Origin of the sequence: Microbacterium hatanonis, from assembly GCF_008017415.1 — a bacterium.
Classification (GTDB): domain Bacteria; phylum Actinomycetota; class Actinomycetes; order Actinomycetales; family Microbacteriaceae; genus Microbacterium; species Microbacterium hatanonis.
The window spans coordinates 1,223,849-1,241,689 of record NZ_VRSV01000001.1; the positions used below are offsets into that span (position 1 = coordinate 1,223,849).

The following is a 17,841-nucleotide window of genomic DNA, read 5'->3' on the forward strand; positions in this document are numbered from 1 at the left end:
GTGGAAGGCCTCGGCCAGCCTACGCGGGCAGAAGGCCGATCGCGACATCGGAAGGACGCACCGGAGCGGGAAGCTCGGTGGAACCCATCAGGAACCGGTCGACCTCGGCGGCCGCGGCACGCCCCTCGGCGATGGCCCACACGATGAGCGACTGTCCGCGACCCGCGTCGCCGGCGACGAAGACGCCCGGTGCCGTGGTCGCGTAGGTCGAGTCGCGCTCGACGGCTCCGCGCCCGGTGAACTGCGCGCCGAGCTGGTCTTCGAGCTGCGTGCGCTCGGGACCGGTGAAGCCCATCGCGATGAGGATGAGGTCGGCCGGGATCTCCCGCTCGGTGCCGCTCTTGGGGATGCGGCGTCCGTCGACGTACTCGGTCTCGGCCACGCGCAGCGCGCGCACCTCGCCCGAGACGTTGCCGAGGAACTCGACGGTCGATGCCAGGAACATCCGCTCGCCGCCCTCCTCGTGCGCGGAGGCCATCTCGAACAGCGTCGGCGTCATGGGCCACGGCTGCGTCTCGGGGCGCTCCTCGGGCGGCTGCTTGCCGATCGCGAGGTTCGTGACGCTGAGCGCACCCTGGCGGTGCGCGGTGCCGATGCAGTCGGCGCCGGTGTCGCCGCCGCCGATGACGACGACGTGCTTGCCCTCGGCCGAGATCTGGTGCGGCACCTGGTCGCCCGCGACGGCCTTGTTCGACTCGACGAGGTACTCCATGGCGAAGTGGACGCCGTCGAGGTCGCGACCGGGGATCGGCAGGTCGCGCGGCAGCGTGGCGCCGGTGGCGACGACGACCGCGTCGTAGCGGGCGCGCAGGGCGTCCCACGTGATGTCCTTGCCGATCTCGACGCCGGCGCGGAAGCGGGTGCCCTCGTCCTGCATCTGCCGCAGGCGTGCCTCGAGGTGGCGCTTCTCCATCTTGAAGTCGGGGATGCCGTAGCGCAGCAGGCCGCCGATGCGGTCGTCGCGCTCGTACACGGCGACGGTGTGGCCCGCGCGGGTGAGCTGCTGGGCGGCGGCGAGTCCGGCGGGGCCGGAGCCCACGACGGCCACGGTCTTACCGGTCAGACGCCCCGGGGGCTCGGGCTCGACCCAGCCGTTCGAGAACGCCTCGTCGATGATCGAGACCTCGATCTGCTTGATCGTCACGGCCGGCTGGTTGATGCCGAGCACGCACGAGCTCTCGCAGGGGGCGGGGCACAGGCGTCCGGTGAACTCGGGGAAGTTGTTGGTCGCGTGCAGGCGTTCGATCGCCGAGCGGCCCTCCCCCCGCCAGGTGAGGTCGTTCCACTCCGGGATCAGGTTGCCGAGCGGGCAGCCCTTGTGACAGAACGGGATGCCGCAGTCCATGCAGCGGCCCGCCTGACGACGGAGCACGGCGGAATCGCCGGGCTCGTAGACCTCTTTGTAGTCCATGATGCGCACGGGGATGGGGCGCCGAGCGGGCACCTCACGGTCCGTGACCTTCAGAAAACCTTTCGGGTCAGCCACCCGTCACCTCCAGAATGCGGCTCCAGACCACGTCTCCGTCGGGGTCGAGCCCCTCGTCGACGGCGGTCTGACGCGTCTGCAGCACCGCGGCGTAGTCGCGCGGCACCACACGGACGAAGTTGGCGAGCTCTGCCTCGAAGTCGTCGAGGAGCTGGCCCGCGAGGGTCGAACCCGTTTCGGCACGGTGCTGCTCGAGCAGGTCGCGCAGCATCTCGGCGTCGCCGGAACCGAGCGCACCGAGTTCGAGCTCGCCCGAGGTGAGGGCCTCGCGGTTCACGAGGGCCTCGTCGAGCTTGTAGATGTAGGCCGTTCCGCCCGACATGCCCGCCCCGAGGTTGCGACCGGTCGCGCCGAGGATCACGGCGAGACCGCCCGTCATGTATTCGAGCGCGTGGTCGCCCACGCCCTCGACGACGGCGGTGGCGCCGGAGTTGCGGACGAAGAACCGCTCCCCCACCACGCCATTCAGGAACATCCACCCCTGCGTCGCGCCGTACCCGATGACGTTGCCGGCGATGACGTTCTCGGATGCGGCGAAGACCGAGTCGCGCGGCGGCCGGATCACGATCTGCCCGCCCGAGAGTCCCTTGCCGACGTAGTCGTTCGAGTCGCCTTCGAGGCGGAGCGTGATGCCGGAGGGCATGAACGCTCCGAACGACTGGCCCGCCGAACCGGTGAGGCGCACCTCGATGGATCCGGGAGGCAGCCCGTTCTCGCCGTGCGCGCGCGTGACGCGGTGGCCGAGCATGGTTCCGACGGCGCGCTCGGTGTTGCGGATCGGCAGGTCGATCTCGATGTGCCCGCCGTGGGCGATCACGTCCTGCGCGCGCTCGATGAGCTGCACGTCGAAGTGCTCCTCCAGCTCGTGGTTCTGCTCCCGGCCGTGACGGCGGGGAACGTCGTCCGCGAAGCGGGGGCCTTCGAGGATCGGCGCGAGGTCGAGACCGCTCGCCTTCCAGTGGTCGAGGGCGCCGTCGACGTCGAGGAGCTCGGCGTGGCCGATGGCCTCGTCGAGCGAGCGGAAGCCGAGCTCGGCGAGGTACTCGCGCACCTCCTCGGCGATGAACTCCATGAAGTTCACGACGAACTCCGGCTTGCCGGTGAAACGCGATCGCAGAACGGGGTTCTGCGTGGCGACCCCGACCGGGCAGGTGTCGAGGTGGCAGACGCGCATCATGATGCAGCCCGAGACGACGAGCGGTGCGGTCGCGAATCCGAACTCCTCGGCACCGAGCAGGGCGCCGACGATCACGTCACGACCGGTCTTCAGCTGACCGTCGACCTGCACGACCACCCGGTCGCGCATGCCGTTGAGCATCAGCGTCTGCTGCGTCTCGGCCAGACCCAGCTCCCACGGGGTGCCCGCGTGCTTCAGCGAGTTCAGCGGGCTCGCGCCCGTGCCGCCGTCCTGTCCGGAGACGAGGATCACGTCGCTGAGCGCCTTGGCGACGCCGGCCGCGACCGCGCCGATGCCCGACTGGCTGACGAGCTTCGTGTGGATGCGCGCCTCGGGGTTCGCCCGCTTCAGGTCGAAGATGAGCTGCTTGAGGTCTTCGATCGAGTAGATGTCGTGGTGCGGCGGCGGGGAGATGAGTCCGACGCCGGCGGTGGCGTGGCGCGTGCGCGCCACCCACGGGTAGACCTTCGTCGGGGGCAGCTGGCCGCCCTCGCCGGGCTTCGCGCCCTGGGCGAGCTTGATCTGGATGTCCTCGGCCTGCGTCAGGTAGAGGCTCGTCACGCCGAAGCGACCCGAGGCGACCTGCTTGATGGCGCTACGACGCACCGGGTCGAGCAGGCGGTCGACGTCTTCGCCGCCCTCTCCGGTGTTCGACTTCGCGCCGATGCTGTTCATCGCGACAGCGAGGGTCTCGTGCGCTTCCTGGGAGATCGAGCCGTAGCTCATCGCTCCGGTGGAGAAGCGCTTCACGATCGCCGAGACCGGCTCGACCTGGTCGAGGGGCACCGGTGGCCGCACCCCATGACGGAGGCCGAACATGCCGCGGAGCGTCTTGAGCTCCTGCGCCTGGTCGTCGATGAGCTTCGTGTACTCGCGGAAGATGTCGTAGCGCCGCTCGCGGGTGGCGTGCTGCAGACGGAAGACGGTGTCGGGGTTGAACAGGTGCGGTTCCGCGTCGCGCCGCCACTGGTACTCGCCACCGGTCCACAGTCGCTCGTGAGCGCGCACCGCGGCGTCCTCGGGGTACGCATAGGCGTGGCGCGCGGCGTTCTCCGCCGCGATGACGTCGATGCCGATGCCGCCGAGCTTCGTCTCGGTGCCCGTGAAGTAGGCGTCGACGAGCTCCTGCGAGAGACCGATGGCCTCGAAGACCTGGGCTCCCGCGTAGGAGGACACGGTCGAGATGCCCATCTTCGACATGATCTTCAGCACGCCCTTGCCGAGGCCGTAGATCAGGTTCTTGACGGCCTTCTGCGGGGTGACGTCGGTGATGCGTCCGGCGCGCACGAGGTACTCGACGGTCTCCATCGCCAGGTACGGGTTGACCGCGGAGGCGCCGTAGCCGATGAGGGTCGCGACGTGGTGCACCTCGCGGACGTCGCCCGCCTCCACGACGAGTCCCACCTTCATGCGGGTCTCGTTGCGGATGAGGTGGTGGTGCACGGCCGCGAGCATGAGCAGCGACGGGATCGGCGCGAGGTCCTTGTTCGAGTCGCGGTCGCTGAGCACGATGAACTCGGCGCCGTCCTCGATCGCGTGGTCGACCTCGCGGCACATCTGCGTGAGCCGCTTCTGCATGCCTTTGTGGCCGGCCTCGACGCGGTAGAGACCGCGGATCGTCACCGACGAGCGCCCGGGGAGGGCGGTGTCGATGTGCTGGATCTTCGCGAGCTCGTCGTTGTCGATCACGGGGAAGTCGAGCGTCACGGTGCGGGTGTGGTCGGCGCCCCACTGCAGCAGGTTGCGCTCGGGGCCGAGCCCGAGGGCGAGCGAGGTCACGACCTCTTCGCGGATCGAGTCCAGCGGCGGGTTCGTGACCTGCGCGAACTGCTGGGTGAAGTAGTCGAAGAGGAGGCGGGGGCGCTCGCTGAGCACGGCGACCGGAGTGTCGCTGCCCATCGCGCCGAGCGGTTCGGCGCCCTTCTGGCCCATCGGGGTCAGGAGGATGCGCACCTCCTCCTCGGTGTAGCCGAAGGTGCGCTGGCGGCGGGTGATCGACGCGATCGGGTGCACGATGTGCTCGCGCTCGGGCAGCTCGGACAGGCGCACGCGACCGGCGTCGAGCCATTCCTGCCACGGCTCCTGCGCGGCGAGCTCCGCCTTGATCTCCGAGTCGTCGACGATGCGGCCCTGGGCGGTGTCGACGAGGAACATGCGCCCGGGACGCAGGCGGCCGCGGCTCTTGATGCGCTCGGGCGCGAAGTCGAGCACACCCGTCTCGCTGCCGATCACGACCAGTCCGTCGGTCGTCTCGGTCCAGCGACCGGGGCGGAGGCCGTTGCGGTCGAGCGTCGCCCCGACGAGCGTGCCGTCGGTGAAGATGAGGGCGGCCGGGCCGTCCCAGGGCTCCATCTGCATGGAGTGGTAGTCGTAGAAGGCGCGCAGATCGGGCGCGATGGTCGCCTGCTTCTCGTATGCCTCGGGGACCATCATCATGACCGCGTGCGGGAGGCTGCGCCCGGTGAGGGTGAGCAGCTCCAGCACCTCGTCGAACGAGGCGGAGTCGCTCGCGCCGTCGGTGCAGATGGGCAGCAGCGGCCGGATGTCGCCGAGCAGTTCCGACTCGAGCTGCGACTGGCGCGCACGCATCCAGTTGCGGTTGCCCTTGACGGTGTTGATCTCACCGTTGTGGGCCAGCATTCGCAGCGGCTGAGCGAGCGGCCACGACGGGAAGGTGTTGGTCGAGTACCGGGAGTGGACGACGGCGAGCTCCGACACGAACCGCTCGTCCTGGAGGTCGGGGTAGAACGGCTCGAGCTGCAGCGTCGTGACCATGCCCTTGTAGCCGAGCGTGCGGCTGGACAGCGACACGAAGTAGGCGTTGAGCTCGATGGTCGCGCGCTTGCGCAGCCGGTAGACGCGGCGATCGAGGTCGATACCCGACAGCGCCGCGGCGTCGCCGACGGCCGGGCGGGACACGAACAGCTGCTCGAAGGCCGGGCGTGCCTCGAAGGCCAGCTTTCCGAGATGCTCGTCGTCGGTGGGCACCTCGCGCCAGCCGAGCACGACGAGGTTCTCTGCCGCCGCGAGCCGTTCGATCCCCGCCTTCATGTCGGCGCGGGCCTCGCTCTCGAGCGGCAGGAAGATCATTCCTGCCGCGTACTCCCCCATCGGAGGCAGGTCGAAGTCGACGACGGCGCGCAGGAACGCGTCCGGCATCTGCGTCAGGATGCCCGCACCGTCGCCGGTGCCGGCGTCGGAGCCGATGGCGCCGCGGTGTTCGAGATTGCGCAGCGCCGTCAGCGCCAGCTCGACGATGTCGTGGCCGGCTTCGCCGCGGAGGGTCGCCACCATGGCCAGACCGCACGCGTCTTTCTCGAAGGCCGGGTTGTACATCCCCTGCTTAGCGGGGAACGCGCCGCCGACGGCGGCGACGGAACGAGGGCTCGAAGGCATACCTGCCGTCCTCACGTTGATTCTCAGGATGGGACGACGTCGGCCCTGGAAGGATTTATTTCGTGACGGAGGTGCTTGTGGCGCTGCCGACGGGTGATGTTGTCGCGGGCGGCTCGCTCACGTCGACGAAGTCGTGGGGTTCAGGCGATTGTACAGCCCCCGCACCCTTGGCTTCGCGACCCGGCATGTACGGAGACGGTTCATAGCCGGGGTGACGGCGCTTCTGCACGATCATGATGACCAGGCCGACCACGACGCCGAGGAGGGCCGCCGCGACGTTCGTGCGGAGGCCGAGGATGATCTCGCTGGGGTCGATGCGGATGGTCTCCCAGATGGCGCGTCCGGTGCCGTACCAGATCAGGTACAGGCCGAAGGTGCGTCCCCACTGCAGCCGGAAGGCGCGCGCGGCGAGGATGATCACGGCCGCACCGAGCAGGTTCCAGAGAACCTCGTAGAGGAATGTCGGGTGGAACAGCGTGTCGGGCTGGAGCCCGGGCGGGAAGGCGGGGTTGTCGCTGTCGATCTCGAGACCCCAGGGCAGGTCGGTCGGCAGTCCGAACAGCTCCTGGTTGAACCAGTTGCCGAAACGGCCGAGCGCCTGGGCGATGATGAGGCCGGGGGCCAGTGCGTCGGCGAACGTCCAGAACCGGATGCCGGTCCAGCGGCAGCCGAGGTAGGCGCCGACGGCGCCCCCGATGAGCGCACCGAAGATGGCGATGCCGCCCTCCCAGATCGCCCAGACGGAGCCCGGCATGAACGGATTCCACGTGTTGATGCCTTCGCCGAAGTAATCGCCGGGGTGCGTGAGCACGTGGTAGATCCGCGCGCCGACGATGCCGAGGGGCACGGCCAGCAGGCAGATGTCGATCACGACCCAGGGCTCGGCACCGCGCTTCGTGAGGCGGTAGTTCGTCAACAGCACCGCGGCCACGATCCCCGCGATGATGCAGAGGGCGTAGAAGTGGATCGGCACGGGTCCGATGAAGAACCGGTTGATCTCCGGACTCGGGATGCTGGCGAGCACGCTGATAGGCGCGCTCGTAGGAACGAACGTCATGAGCAGAAGTCTAGAGTCGATCCGCGGTGCCCGCAGACAGGGCCTGCGCGGTCTCGGCGAGACCCTCGACCCCGCCGTCGCGCAGCGCGCGGACGAGCGCGGTGCCGACGATCGCGCCGTCGGCGTACTCGAGCACACCCTCGATCTGGTCGGCCGTCGAGATCCCGATGCCGACGCAGGCGCGCTCGGCGCCGTGTTCGCGCAGGCGTGCCACGAGGGTGCGCGCAGCGGCGTCCAGCTCGGTGCGCTCCCCGGTGATGCCCATGGTCGAGACCGTGTACACGAAACCGGTCGAGGATCGCGCGATGAGTTCGAGGCGCTCCTCGGTCGAGGTCGGTGCGGCCAGGAACACCCGGTCGAGCCCGGTGCGCTCGCTCGCCGCGATCCACTCCCCGGCGACGTCCGGCGTGATGTCGGGGGTGATGAGCCCCGCGCCCCCGGCGGCCAGGAGATCGTCGGCGAACCGGTCGACCCCGTACTGCAGAACGGGGTTCCAGTAGGTCATCACGAGCACCGGCACCTCGACGCGACGGGTGACCTCGCGGATGACCGTGAACAGGTCGCTCAGGCGGAAGCCGGCGGCCAGCGCCACCTGGGTGGCCTCCTGGATGATCGGACCGTCCATCACGGGGTCGCTGTAGGGCGGGCCGATCTCGAGGATGTCGGCGCCGTTCTCGGCGAGGGCCACCGCGGCGTCGATGCTGGTCTGGATGTCGGGGAAGCCGGCCGGCAGGTAGGCGACGAACGCGCCGCGCCCGGCGGCGTGGGCGGCGTCGATCGCCGCAGCGACACGGGAGGTCACAGTTCGATCCCCTCTCCCTTGGCGTCGTCCTCTGCCTCGGGCACGACGACGGGCGCGTTCTCGGCGTCGTACAGCTCGAAGTAGCGGGCGGCGGTGTCCATGTCCTTATCGCCGCGGCCGGAGAGGCAGACGGCGATCACCGCGTCCGAGCCGAGCTCGCGGCCCACGCGCAGGGCGCCCGCGAGGGCGTGCGCCGACTCGATGGCAGGGATGATGCCCTCGGTCTTGGAGAGCAGGCGCAGCGCCTGCATCGCCTCGTCGTCGGTCGCGGGGATGTATTCCGCGCGCCCGATCGACGACAACCAGGCGTGCTCCGGGCCGACTCCCGGATAGTCGAGACCGGCCGAGATCGAGTGCGACTCGACGGTCTGGCCGTCCTCGTCCTGCAGGACGAACGTCTTCGCGCCGTGCAGGACGCCCGGGCGGCCGCGTTCGATGGATGCGGCGTGGCGGGGCGTGTCGACCCCGTCGCCGGCGGCTTCCACGCCGTAGAGGCGGACCGCGTCGTCGTCGAGGAAGGCGTCGAACATGCCGATCGCGTTCGAGCCGCCGCCGACGCAGGCGAAGACCGCGTCGGGAAGGCGGCCGAGCTCGTCGAGGAACTGCGCGCGCGCCTCCTCGCCGATGACCTTCTGGAAGTCGCGCACCATGGCGGGGAACGGGTGCGGCCCCGCTGCCGTGCCGAAGATGTAGTTCGTGGTCTCGACGCTGGCGACCCAGTCGCGGTACGCCTCGTTGATGGCGTCCTTGAGCGTGCGCGACCCGGTCGTGACCGGGACGACCTCGGCGCCGAGCAGACGCATGCGCGCGACGTTCAGCGCCTGTCGCTCGGTATCGACCTCGCCCATGTAGATGGTGCAGTCGAAGCCGAAGAGGGCCGCCGCCGTCGCCGTCGCGACGCCGTGCTGGCCTGCACCGGTTTCGGCGATCACGCGGGTCTTGCCGAGGCGCTTGGTGAGCAGCGCCTGGCCGAGCACGTTGTTGATCTTGTGGGATCCGGTGTGGTTGAGGTCTTCGCGCTTGAGGAAGACCCGCCCGCCACCGGCGTGCTCGGCGAAACGCGGAACCTCCGTGAGCACCGAGGGGCGTCCCGCGTAGGAGCGCAGGAGCTCGCGCAGCTCGTCGAGGAACGCCGGGTCGACGATCGCGGCCTCGTAGACCGCGGTCAGCTCGTCGATGGCGGCGATGAGCGACTCGGGCATGTACCGCCCGCCGAAGTCGCCGAAGTAGGGACCGTTCTCGGTGCGAAGACTCATGCGGATACTCCTCGGGGGTCGCCGACATCGAGGAATCGGCGAAGGGTGGCGACGGGGTCGCCGGTGACGAGCGCCTCGCCGACGAGCACGGCGTCGGCGCCGGCGGCGCGGTAGTGAGCGACGTCGGCGGGTGCGAGCACCGCGGACTCGGCGATCTTGACCACGTCGGCGGGGATGCCGTCGACGAGGCGGCCGAACAGATCGCGGTCGAGTTCGAAGGTCGAGAGGTCGCGGGCGTTGACGCCGATGAGGCGGGCGCCGACGTCGGCGGCCCGGGCGACCTCGTCGGCCGAATGGGCTTCCACCAGCGCCGTCATCCCGAGCTGGTTCGTCAGGTCGAACAGCTCGGCGAGCGTCGGCTGATCGAGCGCGGCGACGATGAGCAGCACGAGGTCAGCGCCGGAAGCGCGCGCTTCGAGCACCTGGTACGGCGTGGCCAGGAAGTCCTTTCGCAGCACCGGGATGCCGACCGAGCCCTTGACTGCTTCGAGATCGGCGAGCGATCCCTTGAAGCGACGGCCCTCGGTGAGCACGGAGATGACCGACGCGCCGCCGGTCTCGTAGAGGTTCGCCTGGTGCGCGGGGTCGGGGATCGCCGCGAGGTCGCCGCGCGAGGGGCTCGCACGCTTGACCTCGGCGATGATCTTGACCCGGTCGGCCGGGGCGAGCGCCGCGAGTACGTCGAGCGCCGGGGCGCGGTCTGCGGCGGCGCGCTCCACCTCGGCGAGCGGCTTCTCAGCCGCTCGTGCCTGCGAGTCCTCCACCGCGCCGGCCGTGAGGTCGGCGAGCATGCTCAATGCTCTTTGACCGTGACCTTGGAACCGCCGACGCCGTAACCCGCGCGCTTGAGCACGGCACCGACGACGAGGCCCACCAGCACGAGTCCGACCGACGCCCACACGAGCCACGGCTGATCGAAGTAGAACGCGGCGGTGCCGATCGAGAATCCGATCAGCATGATCGTGATGGCCGTCCAGGCTGCCGGCGAGTGTCCGTGGCCGGGGTCGCCGAGGGGGTTGCTCATGAGGCTCCTTGGTGGTGTCGGCGCGATCGTGCGCGCTGAGGTGAAGTCTACCGGTGCCGCTCTCAGGCGGTGGGATCGTCGCCGCGCGAGAGGTCGTCCCACGAGTCGATCGCGTCGTGGGGCCGCGAGCCGTCGCCACCGGCCGCCGCAGACGCGGTCTGGTAGCGACGGTCGGCGCTCCCGCGCCACCGGCGTGCGGTGACGAGGGTGAACACGCCCGCCAACACGAGCACGATCTGGGCGACCAGGGTGACGCCCGGCCACGGGGTCGCCGTCGTCGACGAGACGAGGGCGGCCACAGCATCCGTTCCCCCGATGCCGGTCGCGTCGGTGACGGCCCCGGCGAACGACGAGACGGGCGCCGCGACGGCGATCTGGGCGGTGAGCACGCCGAGGATCGCTCCGATGGCGACGCTGAGCACGCCGAAGACGTAGCGGAGCACGAGGCCGGTGATCGAGATGGCGGCGCCGAGCGCGAGGGCGGCGAGGCTGAGCGGCGTGAGGATCGGAAGCGCATCGGCGCCGGCCACGAGGAGCGGCTCCGAGGCGCCGTCGGCCAGAGTGACCGAGAGCCACGTCTGGGTGGAGCCGATCACCCCGATCGCTCCGGCCACGAGCATGCTGAGCACGGTCAGCAGGCGCGCACGGCGGATCATGAAGCCCCTTCGGCTACGGGGGCGAGATCGTCGGCGTCGAAGCATGTGCGCGTGCCGGTGTGACACGCGGCCCCCACCTGGTCGACCTCGATGAGGATCGTGTCGCCGTCGCAGTCCAGCCGTGCCCCCCGCACGTGCTGGACGTGCCCGGACGTGTCGCCCTTGCGCCAGTACTCGCCGCGCGAGCGCGACCAGAACGTGACGCGTCCCTCGGTGAGGGTGCGGCGCAGGGCCTCCGCGTTCATCCAGGCCAGCATGAGCACCTCGCGGGTGTCCCACTGCTGGATGATCGCCGGGGCGAGTCCGTCGGCGTTGAAGACGACCCTGCCGAGGCGTTCGTCGATCGTGTCGGTCATGTGCGGATCTCGATCCCGTCCGCCGCGAGCGCGGCCTTGACGTCGCCGACGGTGAGCGCGCCGGAGTGGAAGACGGATGCGGCGAGCACCGCGTCGGCTCCGGCGCGGATCGCGGGGGCGAAGTCGTCGACCGATCCCGCCCCGCCCGACGCGATCACCGGAACGCTCGAGATCTCGCGCATGAGCGAAGTGAGCTCGAGGTCGAAGCCGGCCTTCGTGCCGTCGGCGTCGATGGAGTTGACCAGCAGCTCCCCCGCGCCGCGCTCGATGGCCTCCCTCGCCCATTCGAGGGCGTCGAGTGTGGTCTCGGTGCGGCCGCCGTGCGTTGTCACCACGAAACCGGAGGGGGTGGATGCGGAGCGCTTCACGTCCAGCGAGAGCACGAGCACCTGCGAGCCGAAGCGGTCGGCGATCTCGTCGAGGAGCGGCGGACGAGCGATCGCGGCCGAGTTCACCCCGATCTTGTCGGCGCCCACGCCCAGAAGCCTGGCGACGTCCTCGTCGGAGCGCACGCCGCCGCCGACCGTCAGCGGGATGAAGACCTCTTCGGCGGTGCGGCGCACGACGTCGTACGTCGTCGACCGTTCGTCGACCGTCGCGGTGACGTCGAGGAAGGTGATCTCGTCGGCGCCCTGTGCGAAGTAGAGCCGGGCGAGCTCGACCGGGTCGCCCATGTCGCGCAGATCGAGGAAGTTGACGCCCTTCACCACCCGGCCCGCGGCGACATCGAGGCACGGGATGACCCGGCGCGCGAGCGACACGTCAGAGCCTCGCGGCGTGGATCTCGGTCACGAGGATCGCGCGGGCACCCATGGCGTACAGCGCGTCCATGACCTGGTTGACGCCCTTGCGCGGGCTCATCACGCGGACGGCGACCCACTCGGGGTCGCGCAGGGGCGAGATCGTCGGCGACTCGATGCCGGGGGCGATCGCCACCGCCTCGTCGACCAGTCGTACGGGCAGGTCGTAGTCGATCAGCACGTACCGGCGGGCGACCATGACGCCCTTGAGGCGTCGCAGCAGCGTCTGGGTGCCCTCGGCCTCGACCGGCCCGGAGACGAGCACGGCGTCCGACTCGAGGATGACCGGGCCGAAGATCTCCAGGCCCGCCTGGCGGAGGGTCGTGCCGGTCGAGACGACGTCGGCGACGGCATCCGCCACCCCCAGCTGGACCGCCGACTCGACGGCCCCGTCGAGTGGGACGAGGTCGACCGCGATCCCCCGCTCGTCGAGGAAGCCGTCGACCAGGCCGGGGTAGGCCGTCGCGACGCGCAGCCCTTCGAGCTCGGAGATGTCGGAGAACCGTCCCGGGCGCGCGGCGAAACGGAACGTAGACCCGCCGAAGCCGAGGGCCTCGATCTCGCGCGCGCCGGGCATCCGGGCATCGAGGAGCAGATCGCGCCCGGTGATGCCGACGTCCAGCGCGCCGGAGCCCACATAGGTCGCGATGTCCTTGGGGCGGAGGTAGAAGAACTCGACGTCGTTGGTCGGGTCGATGGTGTGCAGGTCTTTCGGGTCGCGGCGGCCGGTGTAACCGGCCTCGGCGAGCATCGCGGCGGAGGTCTCGGAGAGGGAGCCCTTGTTCGGCACGGCGATTCGCAGCATGGCGGAGACTTTCGGGTCGAGGGGGTGGGGCGAACGCGGAACGCTCAAAGATGTCGGTAGACGTCTTCGAGGGTCAGCCCCTTCGCGACCATCATCACCTGCAGGTGGTACAGCAGCTGCGAGATCTCCTCGGCGGCGGCCTCGGAGGATTCGTACTCGGCGGCCATCCAGACCTCGGCGGCTTCCTCGACGATCTTCTTGCCGATCGCGTGGACCCCCGCGTCGAGCTGGGCGATCGTGCCGGAGCCGGCGGGGCGTTCGATCGCCTTCGCACTGAGCTCGGCGAACAGGGCGTCGAACGTCTTCACTCTGCCAGGGTATCGAACCGCGCGGCCCGTCGGCGTCGCACCGACGCCTCGGGCGGGCGTTCAGTGGGCGGCGATGCTGAGCAGGATGATCACGATGCCCAGGAGCATCGTCGTGAGGACGCCCGCGATCCGCCACGGCCACCGGCTGCCGTTGCGCCGGGCATTGAGGTACCCGATCGCGCCGAGCATGAGGATGCCGCTGAAGAGGGCGGCGAAGTACGCGACCCATTCGTCGACGCCCAGGCCCGCGGTCATCAGGAGGGCGACCGGGATGAGCATCGCCAGAGCCATGCCCGAGGAGTGCCGCACGCCGTCACGGATCGCTGTACGCAGCGGAGGTGCCGGGCGCTTCGCGCGGCTCGCGACGACAGCGGCGTAGATGTGGGCGAGCCAGAAGACGGCCACCGTGCCCAAGACGAAGACGATGACGTCGTCGTCGGTATCTGCGTCGATCTCACCGGCGATGAGCGCGGTGACGAGCACGATGCCGTAGACGCCGTGCTCGCCGCTGTAGGCGCTGAGCAGACGCCGCGCATGGTGCGCTCCGGTCTGGCGGATGCCGTGCGGGTGGTCGGTCCCCGCGGATGCGTCGTCTGTCTCGCTCATCGTCTCCCCCGGTGATCGTCGGTCAGTGTCGGTGCGCGCGCGAGGCCATCGCGCGAAGGCTGCGGATCGCCGCATCCGGGTCGTCGGAGCCGAAGACCGCGGAGCCCGCGACGAACGTGTCGGCACCCGCCTCGGAGGCCTGGGCGATGGTCGAGGCCGAGATGCCGCCGTCGACCTGCAACCAGACCGCGGAGCCGCGGCGCCGGGCCTCCTCCGACAGCGCACGGAGCTTCGGCATCGTCTCGGGCATGAACGACTGACCGCCGAATCCGGGCTCGACCGTCATCACGAGGATCTGGTCGAACTCGTCGAGAACGTCGTAGAGGCCGTCCACGGGCGTCGAGGGCTTCACGGCGACCCCGGCGCGAGCCCCGATCTCCCGGAGCCGCCGGGCGAGGGCGACGGGTTCGGCGGCCGCCTCGAGGTGGAAGGTGACGGATGCGGCACCCAGCTCGGCGTACTCGGGAGCCCATCGCTCCGGCGCGTCGATCATGAGATGAACATCGAGCGGTACCGGGCTCGTCTGCTGGATGCGCCCGACCATCTGTGACCCGAACGTGAGGTTGGGGACGAAGTGGTTGTCCATCACGTCGACGTGCACGAAGTCGGCGCCGTCGATGCGGGCGAGCTCGGCCTGCATGTTGACGAAGTCGGCGGCGAGGATGCTGGGGTTGACGCGGAATCCGGTGGGGTCTGACACCGGACCATTATGTCGTCCGCCTTCGGCGCACGACGTGACCGATGTCACGGGCGACCATGACACGTCGGCACTACTGCCCCGGGTGCCGGCCCGGTTGGCTGGCAGGACACCGCGGCGTACCCGATGCCGCGCTCCTCGAATCGAGTGCCCCGTGCGCAGACCCCTGACAATCACCCTCACCGTGCTCGGCACGCTGATCGTCGTCCCCACTCTCACTCTCGCGACGACGGCGGTGATCAACGCTGTCGTCACCGCCGCGGAGCTGTCATCGATCGCGCCCTACGGACAGCTCGTGGCGGTCGAGGGCAAGCAGATGAACGTCGTCGTCAGCGGCGACAGCGGCGGCGGTGAGGAGACGATCGTCCTGCTCCCGGGTCTGGGAACCGCGGCCCCCGCGCTCGACTTCGCGCCCCTCATCGACGCGCTCGACGATGAGCACCGCGTCTTCGCCGTCGAACCGTTCGGCACCGGCCTGAGCGATCAGACCGACGCCCCGCGCACGGCGGAGAACATCACGCGGGAGGTCCATGAGGCACTCGGACAGCTCGGCATCGACAGGTACGTGCTGATGGGGCATTCCATCGCCGGCATCTACGCGCTGACCTACAGTGCCGCCTACGCCGACGAGATGGTGGCGTTCGTGGGAATCGACACCAGCGTGCCGGGTCAGCCCGGAGCGGAGGAACCCATCGTCACCGAAGGGATGTCGCTGCTCCGCGACCTCGGGATCAGCAGAGCGCTCGCCGCGCTCGCCGGCGACCCGTACGAAGGACTCCCCCACGACCCGTCTACGAAAGAGCAGATGGCCGCTCTGTCGACGAAGAACTCGACCGCGCCGACGATGCTCGACGAGTTCGAGCACGCGGCGCGCACCTCCGCCGAGGCACGGGGAGCCGTCTTCCCCCGCGACCTGCCGGTGCTGCTGTTCGTCGTGTCGGAAGATCCGGAGCTTCCGGGGTGGGCGTCCCTGCACGAGGAGCAGGCGGCCGGTGTCGAGTACGGGCGGGTGGTGCTGCTCGACGGCGGGCACTACCTGCACCACACCCGCTCGCCCGAGATCGCCGACGAGACCGCCGCCTTCCTCGCGTCGGAGTCGTCCCGCTGACCAGGGCCGTCAGCGCTTGCGCAGCAGCGCGATCGACATCGCGTCGGTGCCGTGCCGGTGGGGCCACAGTTGAGCGCGCCCCGAGCCGTCCTCCTGGGCGGGGAGATCGATCGGGGTTCGCGAGACACGGCCGACGACCTCGCGGGCGTCGAGCTCCTCCACGGCATCGCCGAGCTCGCGGCGCACCTCGGCGACCACGCCCGCCGTCTCGGCCAGATGCGGCGAGCAGGTCACGTAGGCGACGATCCCGCCGGGCTTCACGGCCGTGAACGCGGCCAGGACGAGCTCGCGCTGCAGATCGGCGAGAGCGGGAACGTCGGTCGGAGCCTTGCGCCATCGCGCCTCGGGGCGTCGGCGGAGCGCGCCGATGCCGGTGCACGGGGCATCGACGAGCACGCGGTCGTAGGTGTCGGGGGTGCGCGCCGCCCGGGTGCGCCCGTCTTCCTCGGTCACCTCGACCTCGAGGGGCACGCCGGAGACGGCGCGGCGGACGAGTCCCGCGCGCGCCGGGATGATCTCGTTCGCATCGAGCGTCGCGCCGTTCGCGAGCGCCTCGGCCGCGAGCAACGCGGTCTTGCCGCCGGGACCTGCGCAGAGATCGAGCCAGCGCTCGTCGGGGCCGACGGGTTCGGCGCGCGTGAGCGCGTACGCCGCCAGCTGCGATCCCTCGTCCTGCACCCGCAGGCGGCCGTCGGACTCGCGGACGAGACGCTCGGGGTCGCCTCCGCCGAGGATGAAGCCGTCGGGCGAGTACGGAGTCGCTCGCGCGCCCGCCGGACGCTGCGCCAGGCCGGGGAGGGCGAGCATGCCCACCCGCGGTGCATCGTTGTCGGCCTCGAGGAGGGCGTCGAGCTCGGCGCCGCGACCTTCGGCGCCGAGTGCCCGACGGAACGCGCGGAGGATCCACACGGGATGTGACGTGATGATCCCGCGTCGCTCGTCGTCGGACCGTGCGGAGCGTTCGAGCTGCTCGTACCAATGGCCCGGCGTCTCGCGCGAGATGCTGCGCAGCACCGCGTTGACGAAGCCCGGCGCGCCGCGCGACCCGGCGGCGCGTGCGAGTTCGACGGATTCGTTCACGGCCGCGTGCGACGCCACGCGCGTCGACAGCAGCTGGTGGGCTCCCAGGCGCAGCGCATCGAGCACGACAGGATCGATCTGATCGATGGGGCGCTTCGCGACCATCGAGATGAGCGCGTCGTAGGTGCCGCGTCGGCGGAGGGTGCCGTAGGTCAGCTCGGTCGCGAGGGCGGCGTCCTGCGTGTCGAGTTTCGCGCGCCCGATCTCGTGCGGGAGCAGCAGGTTGGCGTAGGCATCGTCGGTCGAGACGGCGTGCAGCACGTCGAAGGCGACCTGGCGCGCACCCTGCACGCTCACGAGCCCGCCACCGGACGGTCGGCGCGAAGGCCTCGCCACCAATCGACCGCTGCCATGGCGGGCTTCCCCGCGGGCTGCACGGTGAGGAGCTCGACGGGATCGGTGGCCGTCCCGACGACGACGCTGCGCCCGACAGCGGAGATGGCGCCGGGGGTGAGCGGCTGTTCATCGGTCGACGGGAAGGGGCGAGCGGAGAGGATCTTCAGGCGAGCCCCGTCGATCGTCGTGTGGGCACCCGGTTCGGGGGTCACGCCCCGGAGACGGGCGAGCACCGTCCCCGCATCCGCCGTCCACTCGAGGGTGCCGTCGGCGAGGGTGAGTTTGGCCGCGAACGTCGGTTCGCCCGTCTGGGCGACCGACCGGGCCGAGCCGTCGGCGATGCCGTCGACGACGCGCGTGAGGAGCGGTCCGCCGCGCTCGGCGAGGGCGGCGAGCACGTCGGCCGACGTCGCGTTCTCGGGCACCTCGTAGGGCTCCTCGGCGAAGACGGGGCCGGCATCGAGCTCGGCGACGAGCTGGAACACGCTCGCACCCGACACCCGGTCGCCGGCGATCAGAGCACGCTGCACCGGGGCCGCGCCCCGCCACCGGGGCAGCAGCGAGAAGTGGAGGTTGATCCACCCGAACCGGGGAGTCGTCAGGAGCGGCTCGCGGACGAGGCCGCCGTAAGCCACGATGACCCCGAGGTCGGGGGCCTCCTCCGCGATGCGGGCCGTGACGGCCTCGTCGAGGCGCGACGCCTTGTGCACGACGAGCCCGAGCTCGTCGGCGGCCGCGGCGACCGGCGAGGGGGTGAGCACGCGGCGTCGGCCCTGCGGTGCATCGGTGCGGGTCACCACCGAGATCAGCTCGTGACCGCTCCCCGCGAGTGCGCGGAGAGACGGGACGGCGACTTCGGGAGTCCCGGCGAAGACGAGGCGCATGAGTCTC

Annotated in this window: 17 protein-coding genes; 1 reads left to right on the forward strand and 16 read right to left on the reverse strand. The window is 70.4% G+C overall.

Annotated features, from left to right (window positions below; all coding sequences use genetic code 11):
* Window positions 1-19 precede the first annotated feature (19 nt).
* From FVP77_RS05915 to rpe, 14 genes are all read right to left on the reverse strand, one after another.
* Window positions 20-1,486: a glutamate synthase subunit beta gene (locus FVP77_RS05915; RefSeq protein ID WP_147893669.1), complete on the reverse strand. Its 1,467-nt coding sequence runs from the start codon at window positions 1,484-1,486 to the stop codon at window positions 20-22.
* Window positions 1,479-6,059, reverse strand: a complete 4,581-nt coding sequence (gene gltB, locus FVP77_RS05920; RefSeq protein WP_147893670.1) for a glutamate synthase large subunit — start codon at window positions 6,057-6,059, stop codon at window positions 1,479-1,481. Before gltB ends, FVP77_RS05915 begins: the two co-directional genes overlap by 8 nt.
* Before the next feature lie 55 nt (window positions 6,060-6,114).
* A complete protein-coding gene (gene lgt, locus FVP77_RS05925; RefSeq protein WP_147893671.1) occupies window positions 6,115-7,116 on the reverse strand; it encodes a prolipoprotein diacylglyceryl transferase in 1,002 nt (333 codons plus the stop codon).
* 10 nt (window positions 7,117-7,126) lie between these two features.
* Window positions 7,127-7,918 carry a tryptophan synthase subunit alpha gene (trpA, locus tag FVP77_RS05930; protein ID WP_147893672.1) on the reverse strand — a complete coding sequence of 264 codons (792 nt, stop codon included), beginning with the start codon at window positions 7,916-7,918 and terminating at the stop codon, window positions 7,127-7,129.
* Window positions 7,915-9,174, reverse strand: a complete 1,260-nt coding sequence (gene trpB / locus FVP77_RS05935) for a tryptophan synthase subunit beta (RefSeq protein WP_147893673.1) — start codon at window positions 9,172-9,174, stop codon at window positions 7,915-7,917. Before trpB ends, trpA begins: the two co-directional genes overlap by 4 nt.
* A complete protein-coding gene (trpC, locus tag FVP77_RS05940) occupies window positions 9,171-9,965 on the reverse strand; it encodes an indole-3-glycerol phosphate synthase TrpC (RefSeq protein WP_147893674.1) in 795 nt (264 codons plus the stop codon). The genes trpB and trpC overlap by 4 nt, the downstream gene beginning before the upstream one ends.
* 2 nt (window positions 9,966-9,967) lie before the next feature.
* Complete coding sequence (locus tag FVP77_RS05945; RefSeq protein ID WP_121149513.1) at window positions 9,968-10,198, reverse strand: DUF6704 family protein; 231 nt, start codon at window positions 10,196-10,198, stop codon at window positions 9,968-9,970.
* 62 nt (window positions 10,199-10,260) lie between these two features.
* Window positions 10,261-10,854 (reverse strand): Trp biosynthesis-associated membrane protein, encoded by a 594-nt coding sequence (locus tag FVP77_RS05950; protein ID WP_147893675.1) that lies wholly within the window; start codon window positions 10,852-10,854, stop codon window positions 10,261-10,263.
* Entirely contained in the window at window positions 10,851-11,210 is a 360-nt protein-coding gene (gene hisI / locus FVP77_RS05955) for a phosphoribosyl-AMP cyclohydrolase (protein WP_147893676.1), read from the reverse strand. The genes FVP77_RS05950 and hisI overlap by 4 nt, the downstream gene beginning before the upstream one ends.
* A complete protein-coding gene (gene hisF, locus FVP77_RS05960; protein ID WP_147893677.1) occupies window positions 11,207-11,971 on the reverse strand; it encodes an imidazole glycerol phosphate synthase subunit HisF in 765 nt (254 codons plus the stop codon). The genes hisI and hisF overlap by 4 nt, the downstream gene beginning before the upstream one ends.
* 1 nt (window position 11,972) lies before the next feature.
* Window positions 11,973-12,815 carry an ATP phosphoribosyltransferase gene (gene hisG / locus FVP77_RS05965; protein ID WP_147893678.1) on the reverse strand — a complete coding sequence of 281 codons (843 nt, stop codon included), beginning with the start codon at window positions 12,813-12,815 and terminating at the stop codon, window positions 11,973-11,975.
* Between the two features lie 44 nt (window positions 12,816-12,859).
* Entirely contained in the window at window positions 12,860-13,123 is a 264-nt protein-coding gene (locus FVP77_RS05970) for a phosphoribosyl-ATP diphosphatase (protein WP_116646622.1), read from the reverse strand.
* Window positions 13,124-13,183: 60 nt separating this feature from the next.
* Window positions 13,184-13,729, reverse strand: coding sequence for a hypothetical protein (locus FVP77_RS05975; protein WP_147893679.1), 546 nt, complete (start codon window positions 13,727-13,729; stop codon window positions 13,184-13,186).
* A gap of 22 nt (window positions 13,730-13,751) precedes the next feature.
* Window positions 13,752-14,429: a ribulose-phosphate 3-epimerase gene (gene rpe / locus FVP77_RS05980; protein ID WP_147893680.1), complete on the reverse strand. Its 678-nt coding sequence runs from the start codon at window positions 14,427-14,429 to the stop codon at window positions 13,752-13,754.
* 151 nt (window positions 14,430-14,580) lie between these two features.
* Between rpe and FVP77_RS05985 the strand changes: the two genes are divergently transcribed.
* Window positions 14,581-15,534, forward strand: coding sequence for an alpha/beta fold hydrolase (locus tag FVP77_RS05985; RefSeq protein ID WP_147893681.1), 954 nt, complete (start codon window positions 14,581-14,583; stop codon window positions 15,532-15,534).
* Window positions 15,535-15,543: 9 nt separating this feature from the next.
* Here the strand turns inward: FVP77_RS05985 and FVP77_RS05990 are convergent, their stop codons facing one another.
* Window positions 15,544-16,905, reverse strand: coding sequence for an RsmB/NOP family class I SAM-dependent RNA methyltransferase (locus FVP77_RS05990; protein ID WP_147894459.1), 1,362 nt, complete (start codon window positions 16,903-16,905; stop codon window positions 15,544-15,546).
* A gap of 2 nt (window positions 16,906-16,907) precedes the next feature.
* Window positions 16,908-17,834: a methionyl-tRNA formyltransferase gene (fmt, locus tag FVP77_RS05995; protein WP_147893682.1), complete on the reverse strand. Its 927-nt coding sequence runs from the start codon at window positions 17,832-17,834 to the stop codon at window positions 16,908-16,910.
* Window positions 17,835-17,841 lie beyond the last annotated feature (7 nt).

Bases quoted from the DNA above. Each gene is read 5' to 3' on its own strand.
- gltB (WP_147893670.1), bottom strand. From the start codon at position 6,059: ATGCCTTCGAGCCCTCGTTCCGTCGCCGCCGTCGGCGGCGCGTTCCCC.
- lgt (WP_147893671.1), bottom strand. From the start codon at position 7,116: ATGACGTTCGTTCCTACGAGCGCGCCTATCAGCGTGCTCGCCAGCATC.
- trpB (WP_147893673.1), bottom strand. From the start codon at position 9,174: ATGAGTCTTCGCACCGAGAACGGTCCCTACTTCGGCGACTTCGGCGGG.
- trpC (WP_147893674.1), bottom strand. From the start codon at position 9,965: ATGCTCGCCGACCTCACGGCCGGCGCGGTGGAGGACTCGCAGGCACGA.
- FVP77_RS05945 (WP_121149513.1), bottom strand. From the start codon at position 10,198: ATGAGCAACCCCCTCGGCGACCCCGGCCACGGACACTCGCCGGCAGCC.
- FVP77_RS05950 (WP_147893675.1), bottom strand. From the start codon at position 10,854: ATGATCCGCCGTGCGCGCCTGCTGACCGTGCTCAGCATGCTCGTGGCC.
- hisI (WP_147893676.1), bottom strand. From the start codon at position 11,210: ATGACCGACACGATCGACGAACGCCTCGGCAGGGTCGTCTTCAACGCC.
- hisG (WP_147893678.1), bottom strand. From the start codon at position 12,815: ATGCTGCGAATCGCCGTGCCGAACAAGGGCTCCCTCTCCGAGACCTCC.
- FVP77_RS05975 (WP_147893679.1), bottom strand. From the start codon at position 13,729: ATGAGCGAGACAGACGACGCATCCGCGGGGACCGACCACCCGCACGGC.
- fmt (WP_147893682.1), bottom strand. From the start codon at position 17,834: ATGCGCCTCGTCTTCGCCGGGACTCCCGAAGTCGCCGTCCCGTCTCTC.